The 19,152-nt window shown below is 64.2% G+C and carries 14 protein-coding genes, 1 tRNA gene and 1 riboswitch; of the genes, 8 read left to right on the top strand and 7 right to left on the bottom strand.

The window, feature by feature from the left end; all coding sequences use genetic code 11:
• Positions 1-15 precede the first annotated feature (15 nt).
• The 4 genes from RSPPHO_RS16895 (at position 16) to RSPPHO_RS16910 (ending at position 4,538) form a co-directional block, all read left to right on the top strand.
• Positions 16-1,221 carry an amino acid ABC transporter permease gene (locus RSPPHO_RS16895; RefSeq protein ID WP_014416413.1) on the top strand — a complete coding sequence of 402 codons (1,206 nt, stop codon included), beginning with the start codon at positions 16-18 and terminating at the stop codon, positions 1,219-1,221.
• A gap of 2 nt (positions 1,222-1,223) precedes the next feature.
• On the top strand, positions 1,224-2,324 hold the full coding sequence (locus RSPPHO_RS16900; protein WP_014416414.1) for an amino acid ABC transporter permease: 1,101 nt from the start codon (positions 1,224-1,226) through the stop codon (positions 2,322-2,324).
• Between the two features lie 128 nt (positions 2,325-2,452).
• Entirely contained in the window at positions 2,453-3,163 is a 711-nt protein-coding gene (locus tag RSPPHO_RS16905; RefSeq protein WP_339325415.1) for an amino acid ABC transporter ATP-binding protein, read from the top strand.
• Positions 3,164-3,302: 139 nt separating this feature from the next.
• Positions 3,303-4,538, top strand: coding sequence for a hypothetical protein (locus tag RSPPHO_RS16910; protein WP_041796118.1), 1,236 nt, complete (start codon positions 3,303-3,305; stop codon positions 4,536-4,538).
• Here the strand turns inward: RSPPHO_RS16910 and RSPPHO_RS16915 are convergent, their stop codons facing one another.
• Complete coding sequence (locus RSPPHO_RS16915) at positions 4,539-5,450, bottom strand: homoserine O-succinyltransferase (RefSeq protein ID WP_041796120.1); 912 nt, start codon at positions 5,448-5,450, stop codon at positions 4,539-4,541.
• A 44-nt stretch (positions 5,451-5,494) separates the two neighbouring features.
• Positions 5,495-5,601, bottom strand: a riboswitch (SAM-I-IV-variant riboswitch).
• A gap of 126 nt (positions 5,602-5,727) precedes the next feature.
• Between RSPPHO_RS16915 and RSPPHO_RS16920 the strand changes: the two genes are divergently transcribed.
• Positions 5,728-6,384, top strand: a complete 657-nt coding sequence (locus tag RSPPHO_RS16920) for a DUF2161 domain-containing phosphodiesterase (RefSeq protein ID WP_014416418.1) — start codon at positions 5,728-5,730, stop codon at positions 6,382-6,384.
• A gap of 38 nt (positions 6,385-6,422) precedes the next feature.
• Here the strand turns inward: RSPPHO_RS16920 and RSPPHO_RS16925 are convergent, their stop codons facing one another.
• The 6 genes from RSPPHO_RS16925 to carA form a co-directional block, all read right to left on the bottom strand.
• On the bottom strand, positions 6,423-7,796 hold the full coding sequence (locus tag RSPPHO_RS16925; protein WP_014416419.1) for a ribulose-bisphosphate carboxylase: 1,374 nt from the start codon (positions 7,794-7,796) through the stop codon (positions 6,423-6,425).
• Between the two features lie 185 nt (positions 7,797-7,981).
• Positions 7,982-8,485, bottom strand: coding sequence for a response regulator (locus RSPPHO_RS16930; protein ID WP_041796122.1), 504 nt, complete (start codon positions 8,483-8,485; stop codon positions 7,982-7,984).
• Between the two features lie 118 nt (positions 8,486-8,603).
• Positions 8,604-8,679: transfer RNA gene (locus tag RSPPHO_RS16935), tRNA-Glu, on the bottom strand.
• A gap of 241 nt (positions 8,680-8,920) precedes the next feature.
• A complete protein-coding gene (gene greA / locus RSPPHO_RS16940) occupies positions 8,921-9,394 on the bottom strand; it encodes a transcription elongation factor GreA (protein ID WP_041796125.1) in 474 nt (157 codons plus the stop codon).
• A 171-nt stretch (positions 9,395-9,565) separates the two neighbouring features.
• Entirely contained in the window at positions 9,566-12,814 is a 3,249-nt protein-coding gene (gene carB, locus RSPPHO_RS16945) for a carbamoyl-phosphate synthase large subunit (protein WP_014416422.1), read from the bottom strand.
• Positions 12,815-12,877: 63 nt separating this feature from the next.
• The gene (carA, locus tag RSPPHO_RS16950) at positions 12,878-14,047 is read right to left on the bottom strand and encodes a glutamine-hydrolyzing carbamoyl-phosphate synthase small subunit (protein WP_014416423.1); all 1,170 of its coding nucleotides are present in this window, start codon (positions 14,045-14,047) and stop codon (positions 12,878-12,880) included.
• A 341-nt stretch (positions 14,048-14,388) separates the two neighbouring features.
• Here carA and RSPPHO_RS16955 point away from each other — a divergent pair, with 341 nt between their 5' ends.
• From RSPPHO_RS16955 to rpoD, 3 genes are all read left to right on the top strand, one after another.
• The gene (locus RSPPHO_RS16955; RefSeq protein WP_014416424.1) at positions 14,389-14,847 is read left to right on the top strand and encodes a GatB/YqeY domain-containing protein; all 459 of its coding nucleotides are present in this window, start codon (positions 14,389-14,391) and stop codon (positions 14,845-14,847) included.
• Positions 14,848-15,103: 256 nt separating this feature from the next.
• Complete coding sequence (gene dnaG / locus RSPPHO_RS16960) at positions 15,104-17,155, top strand: DNA primase (protein WP_014416425.1); 2,052 nt, start codon at positions 15,104-15,106, stop codon at positions 17,153-17,155.
• Positions 17,074-19,149, top strand: coding sequence for an RNA polymerase sigma factor RpoD (gene rpoD, locus RSPPHO_RS16965; protein WP_041796127.1), 2,076 nt, complete (start codon positions 17,074-17,076; stop codon positions 19,147-19,149). The genes dnaG and rpoD overlap by 82 nt, the downstream gene beginning before the upstream one ends.
• Positions 19,150-19,152: the final 3 nt, after the last annotated feature.

Genomic DNA, 19,152 nt, shown 5'->3' on the forward strand with positions numbered 1-19,152 from the left:
CCAGGGGAGAGGTCCTTGACACATCCAACCCCACCCGCCGATGGTCCCGCCTTTGTTGCCCAGGGCAAACCGAGCCCGTGGCGGGATCCGAAGGTCCGTTCCCTTGTCGTCCAGCTTCTGACGGCGGCGGGCCTTGCGTGGTTTTTCTGGACCTTGTTCGACAATACCTTGACCAATATGGCCCAGCGCGGCATCGCGACGGGCTTTGGCTTTCTGGAACGCACCAGCGGATTTGCGATCCTGATGAGCCTCGTCCCCTACGACGACACCATGAGCTATGGCCGAACCTTCATGGTCGGCCTGCTCAACACCTTGCTGGTTTCGGCTTTGGGTATTGTGGTCTCAACCGTCATCGGTTTTATTGTCGGAATTTCTCGCCTGTCTCGCAACTGGCTGATTTCTCGCCTCGCCCTGGCTTATGTCGAGGTGCTGCGAAATATTCCGCTGTTGCTTCAGGTGTTCTTTTGGTACTTCGCGGTCCTGCGCTCCCTGCCCGGCCCCCGGGACAGCCATGCGCTGGGAGACTCTTTGTTTCTCAACAATCGGGGTCTTTACATCCCCCGTCCCGTTGCCGAAGACGGCCTGGGCCTGGTCTTTTTGGCCCTGGGCGTCGCGGTGGTGGCGGCCTTGGCCTTGGGGCGCTGGGCGTATCGCCGCCAGCGGCTGACCGGCCAGCCCTTCCCCACCCTGCTCACGGGGGGCAGCCTGATCGTGGGCCTGCCCCTGCTCACCTTTTGGGCTGCCGGCACGCCGCTGTCCGTGGAAACCCCGGCGCTTCAGGGCTTCAATTTCCAAGGCGGGGTGCGCCTGATCCCCGAACTGGTGGCGCTCACCGCGGCCCTTAGCCTCTATACGGCGGCCTTCATCGCCGAGGTGGTGCGCGGGGGCATCTTGGCCATCAGCCACGGCCAGACCGAGGCGGCCAGTGCCCTGGGCCTGCGCCCCAGCCTGACCTTGCGCTTGGTCATTCTCCCCCAAGCCATGCGGGTGATCATTCCGCCGCTTACCAGCCAATACCTGAACCTGATCAAGAACTCGTCCCTCGCCACGGCCATCGGCTATCCCGATCTGGTCGCGGTGTTCATGGGCACGACCTTGAACCAGACCGGGCAGGCCGTGGAAATTGTGGCCATGACCATGGCCGTCTATCTGGTGCTGAGTCTGGTCATCAGCGTGCTGATGAACTGGTATAACAGCGCCGTTGCCCTCAAGGAGCGCTGAGCATGGCCGTTTTCGACGCCAAGCCGGCCCTGCCGCCCCCGGTCGCGACGACCGGTGCCTGGGGCTGGATCCGGCGCAACCTTCTGTCCTCTCCCCTCGACATTGCCCTCACCGCGACCGGGCTCCTACTGCTGGCCGTGGCGATTGGGCCTTTCCTGCGCTGGGCGGTGTTCGAGGCCAGTTTTGGCGGCACCACCGCCGAGGCCTGCTCGACCGCCAAGGGCGCGTGCTGGACCTTCGTTCGGGCGCGGTTCGACTTCTTTATTTATGGCTTCTATCCGGCGGCGGAGCGCTGGCGGGTGGACGTGGTGTTCGCTTTGCTGGCGACTTTCATTGCCGCCTTGCTGTGGAACCGTGTGCCCGGCCGGCGCTGGGTAGCGCTCGCCAGCGTCACCGTTTATCCCCTGTTGGCTTTCTGGCTGCTGCTGGGGGGAGGGGGCGGCCTCGCGCTGGTCGAGACCTCCAAATGGGGCGGCTTGATGCTGACCCTGGTTTTGGCCGTGGTCGGCATGGTGGCCGCCCTGCCGGTGGGGATTTTGCTGGCGCTGGGCCGACGCTCCAAGATGATCGTGATCCGCATCGCCTGCACCACCTTCATTGAACTGTGGCGCGGCGTGCCCTTGATTTCGGTCCTGTTCATGGCCTCGGTCATGCTGCCCTTGTTCCTGCCCCAGGAGGTGAGCATCGACAAACTGCTGCGCGCCCTGATCGGCCTGATCATGTTCCAGGCGGCCTACATGGCCGAGGTGGTGCGCGGCGGTCTTCAGGCCATCCCGCGCGGGCAGTTCGAGGCCGCCCAGGCCCTGGGGCTGGGCTTTTGGCGGTCCATGGCGCTGATCATCCTGCCCCAGGCCCTCAAGCTGGTGATCCCCGGGATCGTCAACACCTTCATCGCTCTGTTCAAGGACACCACCTTGGTGCTCATCATCGGCCTGCTCGATGTTCTGGGCGCGGTGCAAGCCGCGTTGGTGGACCCGTCTTGGGATCGGGTGGCCGTCGAGGGCTATGTTTTCGCCGGGTTCTGTTACTGGATCTTCTGTTTCGGCATCAGCCGCTACAGCCAGTCCCTGGAGCGTAAGCTGCAAACCGGACACAAGAGGTAATCATGACCCTTCCCCAAGTTCCTCCGGTGGCCCCCCCGGTCGCCAACGACTTGGAGGCGCCGCCCTCCGAGGACGACACCCGCATCGCGCCGCGCCTGGGCAAGGACGTGGTGATTTCCATTGAGCACATGAACAAATGGTACGGCGAGTTCCATGTGCTGCGCGATATCTCGCTCCAGGTCCGCCGGGGCGAGCGCATCGTGTTGTGCGGCCCCTCGGGCTCGGGCAAATCCACCCTCATTCGCTGCGTCAATCGTCTGGAGGAGCACCAGCAAGGCCGCATCGTTGTCGATGGCGTCGAGCTGACCTCGGACGTGCGCCATATCGAGCAGATCCGCCGCGAGGTGGGCATGGTGTTCCAGCACTTCAATCTGTTCCCGCATCTGAGCGTGCTGGAAAACTGCGTGTTAGCGCCGGTGTGGGTGCGCAAGGAGCCGCGCAAGCTGGCCGAAGCGCGGGCCATGCGGCTGTTGGAACGGGTCAAGATCCCCGATCAGGCCCACAAATACCCGGGTCAGCTTTCGGGCGGGCAGCAGCAGCGCGTGGCCATCGCGCGCTCCTTGTGCATGCAGCCCAAGATCATGCTCTTCGACGAGCCGACCAGCGCGCTCGATCCCGAGATGATCAAGGAGGTTCTAGACACCATGATCTCCCTAGCCGAGGAAGGTATGACCATGGTGTGCGTGACCCACGAAATGGGCTTTGCCAAGACCGTGGCCGACCGGGTTATCTTCATGGACCGAGGCCAAATCGTCGAGGAAAACGACCCGCATTCCTTCTTCAATCACCCGACCAATGAACGGACCAAGCTCTTTTTGAGCCAAATCCTGCATCATTGACCTCCCTCCCCCGCGTCTGGCCCCTGCGATGACATTTGGCGATACGTCCCAGGATCAAACATTTCATTTACTGACCCCGGAAGGAACGTTCCTCTCTGCGGGGCCGACGCCAGGGACGTTTTGTCAAACGCTCCTGGACGTGGAAGGCTCTCCCCTTGCGGTCCGCCGCATTGGCCAAACCTTTCGCCTGAACCTGGACGCGCCTCCCGAGGACACCCCCGCCTTGCTCCACGATGGCTCCGGCGGCGTTGGCCTCAGTGTCCGTGGGCAGTATCTCCAGGCCTCCCCCAGCGGGGGAGTGTCCTGGTCCCCGACGCGGGGAGCGGCGGCGCGCTTTGTCCTGATCGCGACGGCTGCCTTTGCCCGCCTGCGTCACCTCCACCGCCACGCCTGGATGGAGGTGCGCCCCCGCGTTTGGCACCCCGCCGGATCGTTGCAGCTTCTGCCGCACGATCGTGTGATGTTTGCGGGCGTCTCTTATACCCTGGCTGAGGTTCTGATCTGCCTTGCGCAACAGCCCGAGAGAGCCTTGTCGATTCAGCTGAGACGCGACGGCTGGCAGGTCAGGCAGTTTGAGGTCTTTCGGCCCCTCATTTATTTTACCGCCTTTGGCCCCCCCGAGATGTTTCAACTGCTTAATATCGCGCTATGCTCCCTGGCTCGGCGCGGAGCCGTTCCGGCCACCTATCTGGTGATCACCCGGCCCGAAGACCGGGCCTTGATTGCCGAGCACGGGGCCGAAGCCTGCGCCCTTCTGGGCGATCGCTTGCGCATTGCGTGCCTTGACGCCACGTCGTTGCGTGATTTCATGTTTGCCCGCTACGCCCTGGCGACCATTCCAGAAGGCGCGCTGTACCAGCCGATCTTGTATCTCGACACCGACATGGTCTGCGACGGCCCGTTGGAGAACCTGTTTCGCGAGGCCATGGACACCGACAAGATCCTTGCGCCTGCCGAACATCTCCTCCATTTGGATCAGTTCGACTGGTGGGGCGGAAAGGCCCTCTTTGAAAAGGATTCTTCTTCGGGCCTGACCATCAATGATTTTGGCATGAACTCCGGGAGCATCTGCGCCAAAAACCTTTTCGTTTTGCGCGAGTCTTTCGAGCTCATCCCACGGCTTCAGCGGGCACACGATACCCAGGCTTCTGAGCCATTGACCTTCGATCAACCTTTTTTCAATTACGTTGTTTACAAGCTTGGTCTCCAGGATCCCTCGGTTTTTCTTAAACACATCCGCCTCAACGGCCACGAGCAGCCCCCCTCCCCCAACGACCGCCGGGGGCTAGTCCACTTCATGGGAGGCGTTGGCAACAGCTCTCCCAAATTAAACCGTATGCGAGACTACGTTACCCTGCTCGACGCGCTGCCCTGATTATATTCCAATACGGTGCACCTGAAACGGCGTGGTTTGATACATTTCGTTGATCCAGTTGCCAAACAGCAAATGGGCATGGCCACGCCACGTATTCACCGGATCGCGGGTGGGGTCATCCGCGGGAAAGTAATACCGAGGCAAAATGATGGGAATGCCCGCCTTTTGGTCGCGAAAATACTCGTCGGCCAGGGTCCTGGTATCATATTCTAGATGATTGAACATGAAGAGACTACGCCGCGCCGGATCCTCGACCAGGCACAACCCGGTTTCGTCGCCTTCGGCCAGAACATGGACCGCCGATGGCAGATCGTCGCGGCGGACCTCGGTCCAGCGGGAGACGGGAATCGCCACGTCGTCGGAGAAGCCCCGCAAGAAAGGGGACGCCGGCTGGAGAATACGGTGAGGAAACACACCAAACGCCTTGCCACCGCGCTCATATTTCGGCACCCCATGGAAGTGGTGTAAGGCCGCCTGCGCCGCCCAGCAAATATGCAAGGCACGATGGACATGGGTCTGGGTCCAGTCAAAAATCCGCCGCAGTTCGTCCCAATAGCGCACCGCCTCGAACGGCAGCCGCTCCACCGGCGCCCCGGTCACAATAAACCCGTCGAAGCGCTCGGTGCGCACATCCTCCCACGGCCGGTAGAACGAGGCCATGTGGTCGGCCGGGGTGTGCCGAGCGACGTGATGCGTGATGCGGACCAAGGTCAGCTCGACCTGAAGCGGGGTCGCCCCAATCAAGCGAGCGATCTGGGTTTCCGTGCTCATCTTGTTGGGCATCAGGTTTAAAAGGCCGATCCGCATGGGACGAATGTCTTGGCGGATCGCATCCGCCTCGCGCATGACCACAACCCCTTCGGCTTCCAGGGTGCGGCGGGCGGGCAGATCGTCGGGAATCTTGATCGGCATGGCGACGGCCCCTCTCACAAAAACCCTGGGGCGGACGCCGTGGCTTAATTCCGTATACTTGCCGGAGCGGCCACATCCTTCCTTACGGAAGCTCCACCTTGCCCGGAAGGCAGGTTGGCGTTGGGCGTCGCCCCAACTCTTGATGCACGGCCGGTTTTGTACAAGCGGGAGCCGGGGCTGGCAAGAGGGGTGACATTGGGGAGGGAAAAAAAGGAGAAGGCTGGGGAGGCTGCGGCCTCCCCAGACCCCTCCGCCCCCTGTTCGGGAGTCCCGTTGTTTGGAAACTGACCTCTACGCCCCCGTCAAACGCACTCTCGAAACCCTGGGCTTCACGGTCAAAGGGGAGGTACGGGGCTGCGACCTCGTGGCGCTCAAGGACGGCCAGCCAGAGCTTGTGGTCATCGGCGAATTGAAGCAGAGCTTCACCCTAGAGCTGGTCTTGCAGGCCGTGGAGCGATGGAGCGCCTGTGACGAGGTCTGGCTGGCGGTGAGAGCCTCCAAAACCGGCCGGGGCCGCGAACGCGACCCCCGGGTGATTAAGCTCTGCCGCTTGCTTGGCCTCGGCCTGCTGGGTGTATCCCTTACGGATCGGGTCGATATCCTGTGTGAGCCCGCGCCCTACCACCCCCGGCCCAACCTTAAAAAGCGGGCCCGCCTTGTCGAGGAGTTCCGCCGCCGCCAGGGCGACCCGATGGTCGGCGGCACGCGCGGGCGCCAACCGCAAATGACGGCCTACCGCCAGCAAGCCCTGGTCGTTGCCTCCGGCTTGGTTAATGGTCCCAGCCGCCCGCGCGACCTCAAGGCCCAGGCGCCGCAGGCTGCCAAGATCCTCCAGGCCAATGTCTACGGCTGGTTCGAGCGCATCGAGCGCGGCGTCTATACCCTGAGCCCGGCCGGCCACCACGCCCTCAAGACGTGGCCAGCCCCGACTTGAGGAGGCTGGGGAGCCCCACCCTCCCCAGCCTGCTTGGTTTAGAGCCCAAGCGCGGCCTGCCAACCCGGATAGCGCGCATTGGCATCGGCCTGGAAGGACTCCAAGGCGCGCGCCAGTTCGCGATGCTCCTTGGCGTAGGTCACCAGATCAACGCCCTGGCTCCACGCTTCCCAGGCCTGACGCAGCGAACGCGCCCCAGCCGCCGGGCCGTCGAGGTGGCCAAAGCAACCGCCGCCGGAGGTCTGGATCACGTTGGCGTGGCCCAGGTTGGCGAAGAAACCCGGCAAACGGATCGCATTCATGCCGCCGCTGATGATCGGCGTACAGGCCTTCATGCCATCCCAGGCCTGCTTGTAATAGGGGCCCTGGGCCACGTCTTGCTCCAGCATGAACGCCATGGCGCGGTCGGAGGGATCGCCCTCCATCTTGCCAAAGCCCATGGTCCCGGTGTGAATGCCGCTCGCGCCTTGCAAACGGGCCATCTTGCTCAACACAAAGGCGGTGTAGCCGCGCTTGGACTGGGGCGAGGTCACGGCGCCATGGCCGGCGCGATGATAGTGCAAGAAGGTGTTGGGAAAGCGCCGACGCGCCGTGGTCACCGCCGTGGGACCGGCCACGTAGCCATCGACCAGCAAGGCCACATGGCCGGCGTTGGCACCAAAGGTCTCCAGCACATACTCGCCGCGCGCGATGATCTCGAACGGATCATCGGCCGTGATGTTGGCCGAGAACAGCTTGGCCTGACCGGTTTCATCCTGCACCCGGGCCATGGCATCGGCGACCAGACGGATGGTCTCCTTGAACGGCGCGAAGGGCTGGTTGCCCTGGGGCTCGTCGTTCTTGATGAAGTCGCCACCGCGCCAAAACGCCTCACACGCCGCCGCAAAGGGCTGAGGCCGCAAGCCCAGCTTCGGCTTAATGATGGTGCCAACCACCAGACCGCCATTGACCTCGGGACGGCCCAGCACCTTCCACAAGGCGCCGATGTTCACCGACGGGCCATCAAACAGGCTCAGGTAGGCCGGGGGCACATAAAAATCGTGCATCTTGGCGTATTCAACATCGCCCATGCCCTGGTTGTTACCAATGGTCAGAGTCAGGAACGAGGCGATCATCGCCTTGCCATCGGTGATGTTCCGGTCGAACAGGTCGATAGGATAGGCGATCTTCATCAACTCCGAGGCTTCGTCCACCTCGTACACCAACGCATCCACGCCCTTGGTAAAGTCGTCGGTCGTGCACACCTCGACATTGGTGCCCGTCGAGCTTTCCGCCGCAAAATGGGCCGCCGTCTCGACAAAGCCGTATCCCGCCTTGGGCCGCATGATGTAGGCGCACAGCACATGCTGCCCCCCGGCGATCAGGGCATCTTCCTTGAGGTCGAGATTCACATAGCGGGCCGACTGGTCCATGGGGGGTCCTCCTGGGTTCGAATGCCCCTATTCTATGTCAGGGAGCCCATAAGGAAAAATTGATTGTTTTAGAGGTATGCATAAAAATAACTTTGAGAATCGCGAGGAGGCTAGGACCCGGGCCCAAAGGAAAGGAGGGGCCTGGGGGAGGCCCGCCTCCCCAGCCTTCCTTCCCTGCTTGAGCCTTAAACCTCCTCGTGCCCCGAGCCCCGCCGGTCACCACCAGAAAAGGACACCTGCCGCCGCCTTCGATCGGGCCCGAAGTAATCCCCGGTGCGCACCATAGGCCGCGGCGCCTCCAACACGGCATGCAAGCGCGCCGCCAACCCCGCCGCACTGATGGGCTTGGCGATAAACTCGTTCACCCCGGCATTGCGAGCCTCGGCCAGGGCATCGCGATCGGCCCGCTGGCCGGTCAAAATCACCGGCAGATAAGCCGCCCGTCCCCCCACCACATGCCGCAGATAGCGGGTAAAGGCGACCCCCGACATCGGCACCAAGGCCATGTCGATCAACAAGACATCGGGCCGATGCCCCGCCGCCAACCACTCCAGGCAGGCCTCGGGCGTGGCTAACGCCACCACCTCGCCCATTTCCAACCCTTCGAGCAACGCCACCATGAACTGGCGCGATTGCTCATTGGTGTCGAGCACCGCGAGCACCAGGGGATGATCCTTCCGCCCCGCCATGACGCCTTCTTCCTTGAATTCGCCCTTCGCGACGCTACAAGCCCCCTGCCCCCATGACAACCGCCTCGCCATCTCCCGAAACGCCAAAAGCCCGGCCGAAGCCGGGCTTTTGGTGAATTGGCGTCCCCAAGGGGAATCGAACCCCTGTTTTCAGCGTGAGAGGCTGACGTCCTGGACCGCTAGACGATGGGGACAGCGGCGTGTGCGAGGTGGGGTTTTTACGGTGTTCTGAGGGCTGGTGCAAGGACTTTTTTGGGGGGTGCGGGCTGCCCTCCTCCAATTTACGCCCGGGGAGGAAGAGAAGGCTGGGGAGGCGGGCCTCCCCAGACCCCACGGTCCCTGGTCCTTCGCGTCGAGGGAAGCCCCAGGATTGGAGGGGTCTGGGGAGGCCCCGCCTCCCCAGCCTGCCTCTAACAGCCCGGCGTCGCCGAGACCTTAGCCGAACTTGACGTCGATCACTTCGTAGAACTTCGAGCCCCCGGGGGCGCGGACTTCGATGGAGTCGCCCAGGTTTTTGCCGATGAGGGCCTTGGCGATGGGCGAGTGGACGCTGATGCGGCCGGCCTTCAGGTCGGCTTCGTGAGCGCCGACGATTTGATAGGTCATTTCCTCGTCGGTGTCGTCGTCGGCCACGGTGACGGTGGCCCCGAAGCGAACGGTGCTGCCGCTCATTTTGGTAATGTCGATGGGCTCGGCGCGGCTGATGACGTCTTCGAGTTCCTTAATGCGGCCCTCGATAAAGCTCTGGCGTTCGCGCGCGGCATGGTATTCGGCGTTTTCCGACAGGTCTCCATGCTCGCGGGCTTCGCTGATCGCCGCGATGACGGCCGGGCGCTCCACCGACTTCAGAACCTTCAGCTCTTCCTCCAGGCGGGCCAGCCCAGCCGGGGTCATGGGAATTTTTTCCATTGATGAGGAACCCTCGCCTTCCACCTGATACGCTGGCCCTCCTGTTCTCCTCAGGAACGCCAGCCTGAAAAAGCCAATCGCCGGCCGGCCCCGCCCTCTCCTCCTGGGCGGACCCCAACCGACGCCTGACCACTCCCTGAACGGCCTCAGCCGGACCCCGATGATACGGGATCAAGGCTTTCCAAAATATTCCTGCAACGGCGCCACTTCAAGCTGTCCCTGGCGGATGGCGGCCATGGCTTTCACCGCGGCATCGGCTCCCGCCAAGGTGGTGTAGTGAGGGATATTCCGCATCAGGGCCGTATGCCGGATGTCGAAGCTATCCTTTTGCGACTGAACCCCTTCGGTGGTGTTAACCACAAGCTGGATGTCGCCGCTCAACATGGCGTCCACGCAATGCGGACGGCCTTCCAGCACCTTGTTGACGACGCGCACCTCAAGGCCGGCCGCGTGCAGCAAGGTGGCGGTGCCGCGGGTGGCGACGATGCCAAAGCCCAGGGCCTTCAAGGCGCAGGCGGTTTCAACGACCAGGGCCTTGTCGGCGTCGCGCACGCTCAGGAAGGCGTTGCCGGTGGTGGGCAGGGCCACCCCGGCCCCGAGCTGAGACTTGGCGTAGGCGCGGGCAAAGGTGGTGTCGATGCCCATGACTTCGCCGGTGGACTTCATCTCCGGCCCCAGGACAATGTCCACGCCGGGGAAGCGGGCAAACGGGAACACCGCTTCCTTCACCGCCACGTGGTTGAACACCGGCGGCGTGAGCTTGAAGTCGGCCAAGCGCTCGCCGGCCATGACGCGCGCGGCGATCTTGGCAACCGGCACCCCGGTCGCCTTGGCGACGAAGGGCACGGTGCGGCTGGCGCGGGGATTGACCTCCAGCAGGTAGATGTCATCGCCTTTGATGGCGTACTGGACATTCATCAAGCCGCGCACCTTAAGGGCCCGGGCCAGTTCTTCGGTCTGGCGGGACAGCTCGGTGATCAGGGCCGGACTGAGCGAATACGGCGGCAAGGAGCACGCCGAGTCGCCGGAATGGATGCCGGCTTCCTCGATGTGCTGCATGATGCCGGCGATGTAGGTGGTCTCGCCATCGGCGATGGCGTCCACGTCCACCTCAATGGCCCCGGCCAGATAGCCGTCGATGAGCACGGGTTGGGTCCCCGAGACCTTGACCGCCTCGCCCATGTAGGCGTTAAGCCGGGACTCGTCATGGACGATCTGCATGGCCCGCCCGCCCAGAACGTTGGAGGGACGAATCACCACGGGGTAGCCGATTTGGGCGGCCACGCCGCGCGCCTGCTCGACCGAGATCGCCACACCGTTGCGGGGTTGGCGCAACTTGAGATCGACAATCAACTTCTGGAAGCGCTCGCGGTCCTCGGCCAGATCAATGGCGTCGGGCGAGGTGCCGAGCACGGGGATGCCGGCCTTTTCCAGATGGTGGGCCAGCTTGAGCGGGGTCTGGCCGCCGTACTGGACGATGCAGCCAAGCAGCCGGCCCTTTTCCTGCTCCTTGCGCGCCAACTCAATCACATCTTCGGGGGTCAGCGGCTCGAAGTACAGGCGATCTGAGGTGTCGTAGTCGGTCGAGACCGTCTCCGGGTTGCAGTTGACCATGATGGTCTCAAACCCGGCCTCGGAGAGGGCGTAGGCGGCATGGACACAGCAATAGTCGAACTCGATGCCCTGGCCGATGCGGTTGGGACCGCCGCCCAGGATGATGACCTTGTCGCGCTCGGACACCTCGGCCTCGCATTCGGCCGGGGTCACGCCATCGCCCTCGTAGCACGAATAGAGGTAGGGCGTGCGCGAGGCAAACTCGGCGGCGCAGGTGTCGATCCGCTTGAACACCGGGTGGACATTGAGCACCTGACGGCGGAACGAGACCTCGGTCAGGGACTTGCCGGTCAGGGTCGCCAGACGGGCATCGGAGAAGCCCATCTTCTTGACGCGCAGCAGGCCCACGGCATCGGTCGGCAGGCCCTCGGCACGCAGCCGGGCTTCCTCGTCGATGATTTCCTTGAGGCGGGCCAGGAACCAGGGGTCATAATGACAAACGGCGCCCACATCCTCGATGCTAAAGCCCTGGCGCAGGGCCTGAGCGATGACCAGCAGGCGGTCGGGCCGGGGCTTGGACAAGGCGGCGCGGATGGCGTCCTTGCCGTCGGGACCGTCCGAGCCCGGGATATCGATTTCATCAAGACCGGTCAGGCCGATGTCGAGCGAGCGCAGGCCCTTTTGCAGGCTTTCGGCAAAGGTGCGGCCAATAGCCATCGCCTCGCCCACCGACTTCATGGACGAGTTGAGCAAGGGCTCGGTATCGGGGAACTTCTCGAAGGTAAAGCGCGGCAGCTTGGTGACCACGTAGTCGATGGTCGGCTCGAAGCTGGCCGGGGTCACACCGGTGATGTCGTTGGTCAGCTCGTCCAGGGTGTAGCCCACCGCCAGCTTGGCCGCCACCTTGGCAATCGGGAAGCCGGTGGCCTTGGAGGCCAGGGCCGACGAGCGCGACACGCGCGGGTTCATTTCGATGACCACCAGCCGTCCGTCGGCCGGGTTGACGGCAAACTGGACGTTGGAGCCGCCGGTCTCGACGCCGATCTCGCGCAGGCAGGCGATCGAGGCGTCGCGCATGATCTGGTATTCTTTGTCGGTCAGGGTCAGGGCCGGGGCAACGGTGATGGAGTCGCCGGTGTGCACGCCCATGGGATCGACGTTTTCGATGGAACAGACGATGATGCAGTTGTCCGCGCGGTCGCGGACCACCTCCATCTCGTATTCCTTCCAGCCCAGCACACTTTCCTCGACCAGCACCTGACGAATCGGCGAGGCGGCGAGGCCGCTAGCAATGATCTGGTCGTACTCGGCACGGTTGAACGCCAAGCCGCCGCCCTGCCCGCCCAAGGTAAAGCTGGGACGGATGATGACCGGCAGACCGATTTCCTCCAGGGCCGCCTGGGCTTCCTCAACGGTGTTGACCAGGGCGCTGCGCGGACAATCAAGGCCGATGCGCTTCATGGCCTCGCGGAACAGCAAGCGGTCCTCGGCCTTGGCGATCACGTCCTTGCGCGCGGCGATCATCTCGACGCCATAGCGCTCCAGGGTGCCGCGCTCGGCCAGGGCCATGGCGGTGTTGAGCGCCGTCTGGCCGCCCATGGTGGGCAGCAGGGCATCGGGCCGCTCGCGGGCGATGATGGCCTCGACCATCTCCGGGGTGATCGGCTCGATGTAGGTGGCATCGGCCGTTTCCGGGTCGGTCATGATGGTGGCCGGATTGGAGTTCACCAGGATGACCCGGTAGCCCTCGGCCCGCAGCGCCTTGCAGGCCTGGGCTCCGGAATAGTCGAACTCGCAGGCCTGGCCGATCACGATGGGGCCGGCGCCAACGATGAGAATGCTCTTAATGTCCGTGCGTCTGGGCATAACTTTTCCCTTGGGTCGCGCGCGGCGTCCTTCGCAGCGCCGGGGGGAACGGCGTGGTGGATCTCAGGCGGGCCGGGCGGCCATGAGATCGACGAAGCGCTGGAACAGGTAGTGGCTGTCCTGGGGACCGGGCGAGGCCTCCGGGTGGTACTGGACCGAGAACACCGGCTTGCCGTCCACCGCGAGACCCTCCAGCACGCCGTCGAACAAGCTGGTGTGGGTCTCGGTGACGCCGGGGGGCAGGCTGGCGCGATCCACGGCGAAGCCATGGTTCATGGAGGTGATCTCCACCTTGCCCGTGGTGTGGTCCTTCACCGGATGGTTGGCGCCGCGATGGCCGGTGTCCATCTTGTAGGTGGTGGCGCCCAGGGCGAGGGCCAGCATTTGATGGCCAAGGCAGATGCCAAACAGGGGCTTGCCGCTCGCGATCAGCTTTTGGATTTCGGGCACCACAGAGATGCCGGTGGCGGCCGGATCCCCAGGGCCGTTCGACAAGAACACGCCATCGGGATTGAGCCGCAAGATGTCCTCGGCGGGGGTGGTGGACGGCACCACGGTCACGGCGCAGCCGAGCGTCGCCAGATTACGCAAGATGTTGCGCTTGGCGCCAAAATCCATGGCCACGACATGAAACCGGGGGTTTTCCAGCCGGCCATAGCCGCTTTGGAGATCCCACAGCGTCTCGCTCCAGGCATAGGACTGGGTGCAGGAGACCTCGCGGGCCAGATCCATGCCCTTGAGCCCGGGCCATGCGGCCGCCTTGGCGACCAGGGCGTCCAGATCAAAGAGGCCGTCGGAATGGTAGGCAAGCACGCCCGAGGGCGCGCCCTGGGCCCGGATGCGCCGGGTCAGGCGCCGGGTGTCAATCCCGGTGAGCGCGACGAGGCCGCGAGCCTTCAACCAAGCATCCAGAGACTGGGTGGCCCGCCAGTTGGCCGGCTCGGTGATGTCGGCACGCAAAATGCAGCCCCGGGCGGCGGGCACGGTGCCCTCGATGTCCTCGGGGTTGGTGCCGACGTTGCCGATATGGGGGAAGCAGAACGTGATGATCTGCCCGGCATACGAGGGATCGGTCAGGACTTCCTGATAGCCGGTCATGGCGGTGTTGAAGCACACCTCGCCCACGACGTCGCCCTCGGCGCCGGCGCCACGGCCCCAGTACAAGGACCCGTCGGCCAGGGCAAGAACGGCGGTCGCGCCGGAAGGATGGGGCGTGGGCAGGGGGGAGCTCATGATGTATCTTTCCCGGATCTTGAGGCGCCTCCCGCCCCACCGCGCCAGCGCTCGGACGCCGCGTTCCCTGGGCTGGGACCTGAAGTGAGGGCAGGCCCCCGCGCGCCCAGCATGAGGGCGGCATCGGACCGTCCACTGCGCCGAACCTGTGGACCGGGGCGGGTTCTACGCGATGGCTCGTCAGAAGTCAAGGCCGCCGTCATTTGGAAAGACCTTGTTATTCAAAGAGCTATCTTCGACGAGGGGACTTTACGCCCGGCGCCCCCCTGGGCTACCCTCCCCGGACGGAGACGTCCTTTTGCGGGCACGCCTCCTTCCCAAGAGATCCCAGGAGTTGATCCATGTTGCGAACCACCCTCAACGAGGCCATGAAAGAAGCCTTGCGCCAGAAGGACCAGCGGGCCCTGTCCACGGTGCGTCTGATTATCGCCGCGCTCAAGGACCGGGATATCGCGGCCCGGGGCAAGGGACAGCCCGACGGGATCGACGACGACGAGATTTTGAGCATGCTCCAAGCCATGGTCAAGCAGCGCCGCGAGAGCATCACCTTGTACGAACAGGGCGGACGGCTGGAACTGGCCCAGCAAGAGCAAGAGGAAATCCAGGTCATCGAGCGCTTTTTGCCCGCCCAGATGGGCGAGGCCGACACCGAGGCCGCCGTGCTGGCCGTCATGAGCGAGTTGGGGGCCCAGGGGCTCAAGGACATGGGCCGCGTCATGGCCACCCTCAAGGAGCGCTTCGCCGGCTCCATGGACTTTGCCCGCGCCGGCGCCGTGGCCAAGGCTCGCCTGTCTTCTTGAGGTCCAGCCGGTCTGGGGAGGGATGCCCCCCAGACCTTTCAAGACAGCCCCGTCGCCTTGAAAAGCGAAAGACCGCGCCCCCCGCCTCACACGGGCCCCCGCCCCCTTTTCTTTCAAGGGGATCCAAGGCMCGAGCCCCTCTGCGGGTCAGGGCAGAGCCCAGGTCTTTCTTTCGGGGATATCCGTTTTTTTCAAGGAGGCCGCGTATAATAAACGGGGGCGCCCCTGACCCGCGCCCCAGGGGATACTCCGAATCATGAGCTGGTCCGAAGGCTTTCTGGATGAGCTGCGCACGCGTCTGACGTTGTCGGTGGTGGTGGGGCGGCGCGTCCGCCTGATCCGCAAAGGGCGCGAGTTTCACGGTCTTTGTCCGTTTCATAACGAAAAAACCCCCTCGTTCACCGTGAATGACGAAAAGGGGTTTTTCCACTGTTTCGGCTGTGGCGCCCATGGCGATGTCATCGGCTTTGAGATGCGCGCGGCCAACCTGCCGTTTCGCGAAGCGGTGGAACGTCTGGCCGCCGAGGCCGGGCTGGACCTGCCCCAGGAAACCCCGCGCGAGCGCGACAGAGCGAAGCGAAGCGCCTCGTCACGCGAGATCATGGAGCAGGCCTGCGTGTTCTTTCAGCGGGCCTTACGAGGCCCAGAGGGCAAAACCGGCCTCGCCTATCTGCGGGCACGGGGCCTGGATGACGCCCTGATCGAGCGCTTTCGCCTGGGCTATGCGCCGGCCGGCAACGCCCTGCGCGCCCATCTGCTGGCCCAGGGGGTGAGCGAGGGCATGCTGCTTGACCTGGGCTTGGCCAGCCGGCCCCAGGATGGACGGGCCCCTTACGACACCTTCCGCAACCGCGTGACCTTTCCCATCACCGATCCGGCCGGGCGGGTGGTGGCCTTTGGCGCGCGCCTTTTGGGCGAGGGTCAACCCAAGTATCTGAATTCGCCCGAAACCGCCCTCTTCCACAAGGGACGGACCCTCTACAACCTGCCCCTGGCCCGCGAGGCCGCCCGCTCGGCCGGGACCTTGGTGGTGGCCGAGGGCTACATGGATGTGATCGCCCTCACCCGGATCGGCTTCGGCCATGCGGTGGCGCCGCTGGGCACAGCCCTGACGGAGGGCCAGATGGAGACCCTGTGGACCACCACCCCCGCCCCCATCTTGTGCTTCGATGGCGATGCGGCGGGACAACGGGCGGCGGGCCGGGCCCTGGAACGGGCCTTGCCGCTCCTGACACCTCAGCGGTCCTTGCGCTTTGCCTTGCTGCCGCCCGGGCGGGATCCTGACGATCTGGCGCGCGACGGCGGCCCCGAGACGATGGGCCGGATTCTCGACGCAGCCCTGCCGCTCTCGGAAATGGCGTGGCGCCTGCTGGCACTCGGCGCACGTCTCGACACCCCCGAGGGCCGGGCCGCCCTGGAGTCTGCCGTGGACGCCTTTGTGGATGGCATCACCGACCGCACGGTGCACCATCACTTTCGCAACGCGCTACGCGAGCGCTTTTGGACCTTGGTCCGCGAGCAAACCCGCGCGGTGGCCCGCCCCTCCAACGCCGCTCAGGGCCAATTCGCGCGGAGCCTGTCTGGACAGGGCAGGCGTCCGGTCCGGGGGGGGAACTCGCAAGGAGGAGCCCCTCCCCTGCCCCCGCCCCCGTCACCGGCCCGCCTGCGCGAGGAGGCCCTGGTCGCAACCGTGCTTTTTCATCCCTGGTTGTTCGATCACGTGGGCGAGCGCCTCGGCACCATGATCTTCCTTGACCCGACCCTTGACAGGCTACGCCAGGAGATCGTAATGAGCCTATCGTCGGGAAAAGCCCTTGACAGGCAGGCGCTACACGATCAGTTGACCACCCAAGGCTTCGCGGCTTCCCTGGCGGCGCTGGCCCGTCCTGGCTTGTTCGTGCATGCCGGCTTTGCACGAGAGATGACCGACCCGGCCTTGGTCCGGGCCGGCTGGGACCATACATATGAGATCCACCGTCGGGAGGATCTGCGCGAAGACTCACGCCGCGCCGGCCAGCGGCTGAAAGAGACCATGACCCAGGATGCCCTGGATCACCTGCTGGCCGTCAAGGAGCAGGATCCCTGGGCAGAAGGGGGGGGGCTCTTCCGACACCGGGTCGGCAGCGTCCTCGGGATAAGCAGGACGCGAAGCGGTCGGACCGATGGCGGGTTCGAGAATTCTGGCGGCAGGACAGCCGCCGTAACGGGCGAAGGATGGACAACCGTATGGCGAGCAAAGCGGGCAGCACGGCGGAAGCGACCACCCCCCAGGAAGAGGGCGGCGACGGACCCCTGCTGGATTCGATGAATGCCGCGGTCAAGAAGCTGGTGTCCCGCGGCAAGGACCGGGGCTACATCACCTATGATGAACTGAACGGCGCCCTTCCGCCTGATGACGTGTCATCAGAACAGATCGAAGATACCATGGCCATGCTCTCGGACATGGGCATCAATCTGGTCGAGGATGACGAAGAGGGCGAGGCTTCGTCGGCGGTCACCACCGGCGACGACGACGACAGCCGCGAGATGAGCGCCTCGGGCAATATCAGCGAGGACGACATCGGTCGCACCGACGACCCGGTGCGTATGTACTTGCGTGAAATGGGCTCGGTGGAACTCCTCTCGCGCGAGGGCGAAATTGCCATCGCCAAGCGCATTGAGGCCGGGCGCGAAATGATGATCGGGGGCATCTGCGAAAGCCCCCTAACCATCCGCGCTGTTCTCCAGTGGCATGATGCCCTGGTCGAAGGCCGCATGCTGCTGCGCGACATCATTGACCTCGACGCGACCTACGGCGCCGGGGCCGTCGCCTTGGATCCGGCCGCCGCCGACGCCCTGGCCGAGGAGGGTGTCGAACCCGAGGGCGAGACGCCCGAGGACCTGCCCCTGCCACCGCTGGCCCTGCGCCCCCCGGCCAAGGACGGGGCGCCCCCGGCCGAAGGCGCCACCGCGGATGAAGAGGAAGAAGAAAGCGTCAGCGTTGAGCCGCTGGGCGAGGGCGAGGGCGAGCCGGGCGAGGAAGATGGCGAAACCAACGTCTCGCTCGCCGCGATGGAACAGGAGCTGTTGCCCCGGGTCCTGGAGACCTTCGAGGGCATTGCCACCACCTACGGCAAAATGAAAAAGGTCCAGGAGCAGCGCCTCTCCGCTCTGCTCAAAGGCGAAGATCCGCCGGCCACCGTCGAGCGCAAATACGAAAAGCTGAAGTCCGAGCTGGTGACGATGATGGAGGAAATCCATCTCAACAACGCCCGCATCGAACAACTGGTGGAGCAGCTCAACGCCTTAAACAAGCAGTTGATGGTCCAGGAAGGCAAGTTGCTGCGCTTGGCCGAGCGCGCGCGCATCAAGCGCCAGGAGTTCCTGGACCGCTACATCGGTCGCGAGATGGACCCCACCTGGATCGACGACGTGGCCCGTCTGCCCGGCAAAGGCTGGCGGGAGTTCACGACCCGCTACGCAAGCGACGTGGCTGATATCCGCGCCACCATCTCCGAGGTCTCCGAGCACTCCTCCCTGCCGATCCCTGAATTCCGGCGGATTGTCTCGACGGTCCAAAAAGGCGAGCGCGAGGCCAGCCGGGCCAAAAAGGAAATGATCGAGGCCAATTTGCGCCTCGTGATCTCGATCGCCAAGAAGTATACGAACAGAGGCCTTCAGTTCCTCGACCTAATCCAGGAAGGCAACATTGGCCTGATGAAGGCGGTGGACAAGTTCGAGTACCGGCGCGGGTACAAGTTCTCGACCTATGCCACGTGGTGGATCCGCCAAGCCATCACCCGCTCGATCGCCGATCAGGCGCGTACCATCCGCATTCCCGTGCACATGATCGAAACGATCAACAAGCTGGTGCGCACCTCGCGCCAGATGCTGCACGAAATCGGTCGCGAGCCCACGCCGGAGGAACTGGCGGAAAAGCTCCAGATGCCCCTGGAGAAGGTGCGCAAGGTTCTCAAGATCGCCAAGGAGCCGATCAGCCTCGAAACCCCCATTGGCGACGAGGAAGACAGCCACCTCGGCGACTTCATCGAAGACAAGAACGCGATCCAACCGCTTGACGCCGCCATCAATGCCAACCTGCGCGAAACCTGCACCCGGGTGCTGGCCAGCCTGACCCCGCGCGAGGAGCGGGTGTTGCGCATGCGTTTTGGCATTGGCATGAACACCGACCACACCTTGGAAGAAGTGGGCCAACAGTTCAGTGTGACCCGCGAGCGTATCCGGCAAATCGAGGCGAAGGCCCTGCGCAAGCTCAAGCATCCGTCGCGCTCGCGCAAGCTGCGCAGCTTTTTGGATAACTGAGCC

The sequence above is a fragment of the Pararhodospirillum photometricum DSM 122 genome (assembly GCF_000284415.1).
Lineage (GTDB): Bacteria > Pseudomonadota > Alphaproteobacteria > Rhodospirillales > Rhodospirillaceae > Pararhodospirillum > Pararhodospirillum photometricum.